Raw genomic sequence first — 7,697 nt, 5'->3', positions numbered from 1 at the left:
ACAGAAATTAAGGAAATTATCCTTGCACCACGCCGCCTATTCCACAAAGGAAAGGCAGATGTAAGAACGTGTATTCTTACTTTAAAAAAGAGACCGTCAGCACTCATTGATAAGAAGCAAACTATGAGATTAATCGATCGGTTAATAGAACAGGAATACACGAACCCTCCCGATGAAAGCATACAATACCTGAACCAAATTCACTTTGAAAACAATCCGAATTACAACTATTCTATCAACGTACCGATTGAGATTCTTAGTTTATTTCATACTCCCTATGAGCCTTTAGGTGATGTTGTAAAAATCGTTACAGGCATTTCTACCGGAAACGATAAATATTTCCTTCGTGAGCAAAGTGAAGTCATTAATTATGAAGATTGGCTGCCTTTTTACAAAAATGGAGGTTCAAAAGATGCCTGGTACTATGAACCCAAATATTACATTCATAAGAATTGGCCCCAATACAAAAATGTCCATTCTAACTTCATGGTTCGAAACCCCTCTTATTATTATAAAGAAGGAATCACGTGTTCTTCTATGGGAGTGGAGTTTTCAGCCGCTTATCTCCCGCCGGGAAGTTTATTTGGCGTGAATGCAAACTTGTTTCCCAAAAACCAGGAAGCCCTTTTTTATTTCCTTGGTTTACTCAATAGCCTGCTTGTGAAATACATGTTGCGGAAGTTTTTAAATCGGACAAATATGATTACAGCGGGTTACCTAAAAAAACTTCCTTACGTCGAGCCTTCTGAATCGCTTAAAGAAGTGGTAGTCGAGAGCACTATCTCCCTTATTGAAGGAAAGAAAAAAGACCCTTCTTTCAATACTCAAAAACTGCAGCGTAAAGTTGATCAGGCCATTTTTGAAAGTTATGGCATACCAGAAGCTACTCAATCGCATGTGAAACGATTTTGCAAAGATTTACTAGAAAATATTTAGGGGATCAGCACTAGTGCTGATCCCCTGCCATTTAATTGTACTTATTGTCGAAAACATCTAAACATAATTCTCCAAAACTATTTCCCAGGAAATCATATTATTTCTTTATTCGATAATTTCCCCAATCTTCTGGAAACAAGCTTTGGTATTTAGGTGAAAGGAAGCGGTCATCTATCAGTTGAATCGATCCATAATCTGTTTCTGAACGTATCAATCTACCACCGGCTTGAAGTACTTTATTCATACCTGGATAAACGTAGGCATAATCATAGCCATTTCTTCCGCGATTAGAAAAATACTCTTTAATTAATTCTTTTTCGAAGCTTCTTGGGGCCAGGCCAATTCCTACTACAGCAACACCATTTAAGCGATCTCCTCTTAAATCGACACCTTCCGAAAAGACACCTCCAAGAACCGCAAATCCTGCCAAATTACCTCCAGAGACAAACTGAGTAAGAAACTCATCTCTTCTAATCTCGTCCATACCTTGTTCCTGTACGATTGTATTAACGTCATCGTAGTTTCGGAAATGATTGTATACCAGTTCCAAATAGTGATAAGAAGGAAAGAAAAACAAGTGATTCCCCGGGTTCTCAGTGACTTGCTGATAAAGAGAGTGAGCAAGACGTTCTGCCGTTTCTTCCCTGTTTTTATAACGAGTAGAGAGCGGGGCCACCATCACATCGATCTGGGAAGAATCGTACGGTGATGGAAGCTTCAAAATATAATCGTCCTTTTTTCCGCCAAGCATGTCTTTATAATAGCCAAACGGGGACAAGGTTGCCGAGAAAAACACACTTGATCGAAATGACTTTGCTGTTTTCTCAAGGACATGGGAAGGATCCATACAGAAAAGCTTTAGGGTGAACTCCCTGCCGGTTTTGGAGGCTGTAAATCGATAATGGTCATCTGCAAGAGGAATAATTTTCAAGAAATTCTGTACAGAAAAATATAGTTCCAGTAATTCTTCGCTCTGGTCATTCTCTGTGGATTCTTGAAGTTCAACCTCTGCTGTTTCAATAAACCTTTCCAGACTCTCTTCTAATTCGCCGGGTATCTCTTCTAAAACAAAATCTTTCTCTCCCTGTTCACTCAGATTCTTCAAATCTTTATAAATCGCACTTGCTGCTTTATTTAAGGGGTGCTCTGCACCATGCCACATATCCGCTATTACAGCAAAGTCATTCATTCGAATAGATGCCGAAAACATCTCTCTTGCACGTTCTACCAGGTTATGAGCTTCATCAATCAATAGAGCGGTTCTTTTCTTATATTCGGGCAGGAGCCTCTTCAAAGAAACACGGGGATCAAAAATATAATTATAATCCCCTATAACAACGTCAGCCACATTTGTTAAATCTAAAGAAAACTCAAACGGACATACTTTATGCTTTCTTGCATACGCTTCAATAACTGAGCGAGTTAAACGTGTTTCGTTCCACAGGATATCGGTAAGAGCTCCATTGATCTTATCGTAATATCCATCGGCAAATTCACAATAATCGGGCTGACAAATCGTTTCGTCCTTGAAACAAATTTTGTCTTTTGCGGTCAGTGTGACTGATCGCAAAGACAACCCTTTATCTTCCATAAGGCCTAGAGCTTCTTCAGCAGTGGCCCTTGTAACCGTTTTAGCTGTTAAATAATAAATACGATCTACTTGATCAACAGCCATTGCTTTTATAGCAGGAAAAAGCGTTGATATGGTCTTACCTATGCCAGTTGGCGCTTGAGCAAATAAATTACGCTTTTCTTCAATCGTTCGATAGACACTTCCTGCAAGTTTTCTCTGCCCTTTGCGATACTCTGAAAACGGAAAGGATAGATCTGGTACCGATTTTTGTTTTTGCTCTCGAATATGTAGAAGCACTCTGGCATAGGAGGAATACTCCTTCATCGTATTCTTCAGAAAAAGCTCAAGATCCTGGAAAGAAATTTTCTGTCTTAACCGTTTCTTTTCTTTAGACTTCTTCTGCACATAGGTCAGTTGAACTTGAATTTCTTCAAGACCTTCTTGTTCAGCATACATGTAAGCATAGCCTTTAGCCTGAGCCCAATACACTGGGTGAGTCGTTTCTGTGATCTCATCCAGCTCTCTTGCTGTGGACTTGATTTCATCAATTACAGGTCCATCTTTTGTCTCCAATATACCATCACACCGGCCTTGAATCTTGATATCCATGCCTTCTTCCTGATACAAATATTCTAAAAAGGTTTCTTTCTTATCATTTTCTTTATACGTGCTCTGCACTTCCTGATGAATAGCTGTACCTTCTGTTAATGCCGTACTTGAACGAAACCGGTTGTCAATGCTTCCGCCCCTGTAAACGTAGGCCACCAATTCACGTACTGAAATTGTGACTTGTTCCGCCATCTTCCGCACCCTTTCATTAAATCCCTTTGCTTACCCTCAAATTAACGTAAGCACTTACGTATGTCTATTGTAAATCTTTTCGTGATATAATTGTGGGAAAAACTTTTCAATTTCCCATTAGATGGATACAACATATAATAGGAGATAGGAACATAAAAATCGGGGTGATCTTAATTGAAAATTTGGAGATGGGTAGCATCTGTTTTGCTTACCCTTACGATCGCCTTTTTCATCATAGCAGCATTTATATATACGCCAGATAATCAAGAGAGCGAGCAGTCTCCTCCGCAAACCGAAACAGAGGGGGTAGAAAAGGAACATCAATCAAATGATGAAGAAAGTGATATAAATGAATCGGATAGCGAAAACGATGTTGATAAGGCTGACGAAACTCTAAGCGGTGAACTTCGTGACGTATTTACCAGTGTCATTGAAAGTGCCCGCGGTCTCTTCGTCAGGCAGGACCTTGATATTGTAGCCATAGGTGATTCACTCACTCAAGGGGTTGGTGATTCCACCGATAATGACGGTTATGTGGGAATTCTTGAAGACACAATTAACAGTAACCAGCCACTAGAAACACTTGATATAGCTAATTACGGGGTCCGCGGCAACCGTACTGATCAGCTTTTAGAACGAATGCAAACGGAAGAAATCTCCCAGTCATTGCGAGAAGCCGATGTGGTTATTATTACGATCGGAGCCAACGATGTTATGAAAGTGGTGAAAAATAATTTTGCCAGTTTAAATTACGAGCAATTCCAGGAAGCTCAAAAGGGTTATAAGGAACGATTAAACGAGATATTTCAAAGGGTGGAAAGCCTTAATCCGGATGTCCCCATCTATTTGGTCGGACTCTATAATCCTTTTGATTATTATTTTAATAATATTCCGGAACTGGGACAGATTATGAGTGACTGGAACCGTGTAAGCAAAGAAGTAATTTCAAACTATGAACAGGCTGAATTTATCCCTATTAAAGATATCTTTCTGGGGTCTGAAGAGGAGCTTCTGTGGAAAGAAGACTACTTCCATCCAAATGAAAAAGGTTATAAACGAATTGCAGAGCGCGTGTTAGAATATATAAGACCGGATATCGAACAATAAACAGGTGGAATGTTCATATGAAACGATTTTTTCTAAATAATAAGTGGCGCACTTCTTTTTGGCTATTAGCACTTTTAAATATTATAGTCTTATTAGTGGTGCTCTCCCTTGTTTTTTTACCGAGCACCTATACGCTCGTCAACGTAGATAAAGAAAAGCAAAGTTCAGATGCAGAATTTACGATCGTATCGACCAAGGAAAACATGGAACAGCTGGCCAATGAATATTTAAAAGAATTATCAACACAGACCGTATTTGATTATTCGATTACCCTGGATAGAAATGTAACGCTCACAGGCAACATTAAAGCATTTGATCAGGTCATCCCCATTAAAGTGGAATTAAATCCGATCGTCCAGGAAAACGGAGACCTTGTTCTTGAGCAGGAGCGGATATCACTGGGACAGCTTCCGTTGCCGAATAAAAAAGTCTTAGGTTTCGTGAAGGATAACTATAAACTTCCCGAATGGGTAATGGTAAATCCTAATGAAGAAAATATTTATGTAGCTGTCACTCAAATGGACACAGCCAGTAACTTTAATATCCGGGTTGATCGCTTTAACTTAAACTCAAATCAGTTAGCCTTTAAAATTTCCGTCCCTCAGGATTCGTTCCAGTTTGCTCAGAAGATGGTACAGAAAAACTTTTAATAACCGCTCACATATCACTAGAGTGGTTATTTCTACTTCTCCCGGGAGTCCTCGAGAGATGAAGGTTATAGAAGAACATGATAAAATTATATACAAACCCTTGTATAAAAAGGAAGTGACCGTATGCGTGTGGTAAATAATATTGCTGATTTGATTGGAGATACTCCTCTTGTTAAATTAAATCGGTTAGCTCCAAAAGACGGAGCAGACATTTATATGAAACTTGAAAAGTACAACCCGAGCGGAAGCGTTAAAGACCGTGCTGCCTACAATATGATGGCTCAGGCTGAACAGGACGGCCTGCTAAAAGAAGGTTCTACACTTGTCGAGCCTACTAGCGGAAACACGGGAATAGGTATTGCCATGAATGCTGCTGCTAAAGGTTACCGTGCTATTCTTGTCATGCCTGATACGATGACTCAAGAACGGATCAACCTTCTGAAAGCCTATGGCGCAGAGATCGTTTTAACGCCAGGTGATGAAAAAATGCCTGGGGCTATTAAAAAAGCGAAAGAACTTGTAGAAGAAATAGATAATAGTTTTATGCCCATGCAATTTGAAAATATGGCTAATCCAGATGCCCACCGTCACACAACAGCTTCTGAAATTATTGAGGCAATGGATGAGCTAGGAAAACCTCTAAGCGCGTTCGTTTCAACTGCCGGCACGGGAGGAACGATTACAGGCACAGGCGAAGAACTTAAGAAGCGATTTGAAGATATGACGATACATGTTGCCGAACCATCCGGCTCTCCTGTTCTCTCCGGTGGAAAGCCAGGAAAACACAAGCTGGTTGGTACAAGCCCTGGTTTCATCCCTAGTATTTTAAATCAGGAAGTCTATGATGAAATTTTCCAAGTAACAGATGAAGATGCGTACGATATTACGAGAAGGTTAGCACGAGAAGAAGGTCTTCTATTAGGTACATCCTGCGGTGCTGCCTGTTGGGCTGCCATGCAGGTAGCTTCAAAAAAACAGCCCGGAGAAATCGTGGTCTGCATTGCTCCTGACACTGGGGAGAGGTATCTGTCCGGCGACCTTTTCCGATACTAATGAAAAAGAGTTCGTCCTTGTAGAGGTCGAACTCTTTTTTAAAGTCTATATAAATCTCTAAATCTTAGATGCCAGCCTAAATGATAGGACAAAACACGGCAAGTAATCACTAAGAAGAACAAAAAGTAAGTTTGAGAAGCGCTTTGTACATCTATTATACCAACACCGGTAAGCAAACCTGCCATTAATGCCCAAACAGCATAGATTTCCTGATGGAGAACCATCGGCCTCCGCTGAGCCAGAACATCTCTTGTAACTCCCCCTCCTACCCCAGTCAATATAGCAGCAAAGATAACTCCTCCCAGGGGGAAGTTATGTGCGATAGCGAATGAGGCTCCTTGTAAAGCGAATGCGGATAAACCAATCGCGTCCGGATAAATGTTCCACCTATCCCAGGAAAGCACCCATGTCTTAGGAAAGAAATAGACCACCGCAATGGTTCCAAACGCAACATAAAGTAGATAACCCTGCTCCCACACATGAACTACAGGAACGTCCAGTGCTATATTACGGATTATTCCACCTGCGAAAGGCGTAGCAATACCTAATATGAATGTACCAAATATATCATAGCGCTCATTGAGTGCCACAATGGCTCCACTGAAAGCAAAAGCACTGACCGCTAAAATATTTAATATTTCCCAACTCATGAAAGGCCCCCTTTCTCATCCACCAGTTTCTAACTTTAAATAAACAACCTGAATGATTATAACAGAAACTTCTGTAAAAAAAATAATAATATTCAAAATAACAAAAACCAACCAAAATCATCCATTTTATAGATTCCCGTTGCTACTTGTGCATTAAATCAAGTAAACTTGTTGCAAACTGCCACAAGGAATATTCAAAAATAATGCGAAATATTCTATTTAAAAAAGAAAGTAGGATGTGGAAAAAATGAGAAGATGGCTGACCCAACTCCGAAAGGAACAACAATTGACTCAACAGCAAATTGCCGAAGGTGCTCATATTGATCGAGCCTATTATGCTCAAATTGAGAATGGGACTAGAAACCCCAGTATGGCCGTGGCATCTCAAATTTCTTCATTCCTCCATATTAACCCTTCCTTATTTTTTACAGAGCACCTGAGCGAACCTTTTCAGACTGCTTTAGCTAATTCCCCTATCACACTGGCTCATTGTGACCTTTCACTTCGATACACCTGGATGTTTAATCCCCACCCTGATTTTAAGATGAGTCCCATACTTGGAAAGCGTGACGATGAACTTGACTATAATGAAGGCACTCTTGCTTTAATGGACCTTAAGAAAAGAGTGATCGAAACAAAGGAAACTCAACGGCAACGAATTTATTTCCCTTTGTCAGATGGATTACTTTATTATGATGTATTTGCACAGCCCCTCTATAACCAGAAAGGCGAAATCATAGGAGCAGCTACTGCATCAACAGAACTTCCATCCTAACGAAAGGGGTCATATTATATGATCGTTAAAAAATTGCCACACCGTCTGCTTATACGTTCACTTCATACAGCGGTGGAGATGAAATTAGATCACTCTTTTATTCACCTGCTTGAAGATGAGCTTCAGAAGAGGAAACAGGAAAAAACATATTC

The 7,697-nt window shown here is 40.1% G+C and carries 7 protein-coding genes and 1 pseudogene; 6 read left to right on the top strand and 2 right to left on the bottom strand.

What is annotated here, in order from left to right; translation table 11 throughout:
• Nucleotides 1-936, top strand: a pseudogene (locus WAM07_RS12680) (SAM-dependent methyltransferase); the annotation flags it as partial.
• A gap of 97 nt (nucleotides 937-1,033) precedes the next feature.
• Here the strand turns inward: WAM07_RS12680 and WAM07_RS12675 are convergent.
• Nucleotides 1,034-3,310 (bottom strand): ATP-dependent DNA helicase, encoded by a 2,277-nt coding sequence (locus WAM07_RS12675; RefSeq protein WP_422167363.1) that lies wholly within the window; start codon nucleotides 3,308-3,310, stop codon nucleotides 1,034-1,036.
• A gap of 174 nt (nucleotides 3,311-3,484) precedes the next feature.
• Between WAM07_RS12675 and WAM07_RS12670 the strand changes: the two genes are divergently transcribed.
• The 3 genes from WAM07_RS12670 (at nucleotide 3,485) to cysK (ending at nucleotide 6,120) form a co-directional block, all read left to right on the top strand.
• Nucleotides 3,485-4,417 carry an SGNH/GDSL hydrolase family protein gene (locus WAM07_RS12670; RefSeq protein ID WP_422167361.1) on the top strand — a complete coding sequence of 311 codons (933 nt, stop codon included), beginning with the start codon at nucleotides 3,485-3,487 and terminating at the stop codon, nucleotides 4,415-4,417.
• Nucleotides 4,418-4,434: 17 nt separating this feature from the next.
• Nucleotides 4,435-5,067, top strand: a complete 633-nt coding sequence (locus tag WAM07_RS12665; protein ID WP_089751507.1) for a YpmS family protein — start codon at nucleotides 4,435-4,437, stop codon at nucleotides 5,065-5,067.
• 123 nt (nucleotides 5,068-5,190) lie between these two features.
• Nucleotides 5,191-6,120, top strand: coding sequence for a cysteine synthase A (gene cysK / locus WAM07_RS12660; protein ID WP_422167359.1), 930 nt, complete (start codon nucleotides 5,191-5,193; stop codon nucleotides 6,118-6,120).
• Nucleotides 6,121-6,158: 38 nt separating this feature from the next.
• Here the strand turns inward: cysK and WAM07_RS12655 are convergent, their stop codons facing one another.
• Nucleotides 6,159-6,770 (bottom strand): trimeric intracellular cation channel family protein, encoded by a 612-nt coding sequence (locus tag WAM07_RS12655; RefSeq protein WP_422167358.1) that lies wholly within the window; start codon nucleotides 6,768-6,770, stop codon nucleotides 6,159-6,161.
• 247 nt (nucleotides 6,771-7,017) lie between these two features.
• On the opposite strand from WAM07_RS12655, the gene WAM07_RS12650 reads away from it, so the two are divergent.
• Nucleotides 7,018-7,545, top strand: a complete 528-nt coding sequence (locus tag WAM07_RS12650) for a helix-turn-helix domain-containing protein (protein WP_422167356.1) — start codon at nucleotides 7,018-7,020, stop codon at nucleotides 7,543-7,545.
• A gap of 18 nt (nucleotides 7,546-7,563) precedes the next feature.
• Nucleotides 7,564-7,697 (top strand): sporulation histidine kinase inhibitor Sda (gene sda / locus WAM07_RS12645; protein WP_422167364.1); only part of this gene is annotated, 134 nt, incomplete at its 3' end.

Origin of the sequence: Halobacillus sp., from assembly GCF_049282395.1 — a bacterium.
GTDB lineage: Bacteria > Bacillota > Bacilli > Bacillales > Halobacillaceae > Halobacillus.
This window is presented reverse-complemented; position numbering and strand designations above follow the sequence as displayed.

What these genes read in the sequence shown, in the direction of transcription:
- WAM07_RS12675 (WP_422167363.1), bottom strand. Translation starts at nt 3,310, where the DNA reads ATGGCGGAACAAGTCACAATTTCAGTACGTGAATTGGTGGCCTACGTT.
- WAM07_RS12665 (WP_089751507.1), top strand. Translation starts at nt 4,435, where the DNA reads ATGAAACGATTTTTTCTAAATAATAAGTGGCGCACTTCTTTTTGGCTA.
- cysK (WP_422167359.1), top strand. Translation starts at nt 5,191, where the DNA reads ATGCGTGTGGTAAATAATATTGCTGATTTGATTGGAGATACTCCTCTT.
- WAM07_RS12655 (WP_422167358.1), bottom strand. Translation starts at nt 6,770, where the DNA reads ATGAGTTGGGAAATATTAAATATTTTAGCGGTCAGTGCTTTTGCTTTC.
- WAM07_RS12650 (WP_422167356.1), top strand. Translation starts at nt 7,018, where the DNA reads ATGAGAAGATGGCTGACCCAACTCCGAAAGGAACAACAATTGACTCAA.